The organism is Algibacter pacificus (assembly GCF_008033385.1).
GTDB classification, from domain to species: domain Bacteria; phylum Bacteroidota; class Bacteroidia; order Flavobacteriales; family Flavobacteriaceae; genus Algibacter; species Algibacter pacificus.
Genome location: NZ_VOGY01000055.1, coordinates 1 through 550, shown reverse-complemented (window position 1 = coordinate 550; position 550 = coordinate 1). Strand labels below are relative to the sequence as shown.

At 31.8% G+C, this 550-nt stretch carries 1 protein-coding gene; it reads right to left on the bottom strand.

Features of this window, described 5'->3' with window-relative positions; all coding sequences use genetic code 11:
• Positions 1-550, bottom strand: a 550-nt coding sequence (locus FQU21_RS17345; RefSeq protein ID WP_147679303.1) for a DDE-type integrase/transposase/recombinase, incomplete at both ends; no start/stop codon positions are given.

The following is a 550-nucleotide window of genomic DNA, read 5'->3' as shown; positions in this document are numbered from 1 at the left end:
TGTATTCCTCTATCGGAGTGATGAATAAGCCCATTGATATTTTTGGCTTGATAAATAGCCTTATTAAGAGCTCTTACACATCCCTTTAATTCTAAGCTATCACTCAGGTCATAACCCACAATTTTGCGAGAATACATATCCGTAATTAAAGCTAGGTAGCAAAAACCTTTTACGGTTCTAATGTAAGTTATATCACTCACCCAAACTTGATTAGCTCTCGTCACCTTTAAATCCTTAATAATATTATTATACTTATAAAACCGGTGATGCGAATTGGTTGTTCTAGCACTGGTTTTCTTTCTAAGTGTTAATATTTGGTGTTTTCTAAGGGTATTAAATAAAGTATCTCTACCAACTTTTAAGTTCGCTTTGATAAAATCGTTTTTTAATGATTTTTCGAGCTTGCGGACACCTTCTCTAGGTAGGGATTTGCGTCTTTTTCTAACTATATTTATAATTTGTTGCTCTAGTTTTAAACGTTTATCAGCACTATGCTTATATTTATAATAAGCATCACGTTTTAATCCAAAATAACTAGAAATAGTAGATA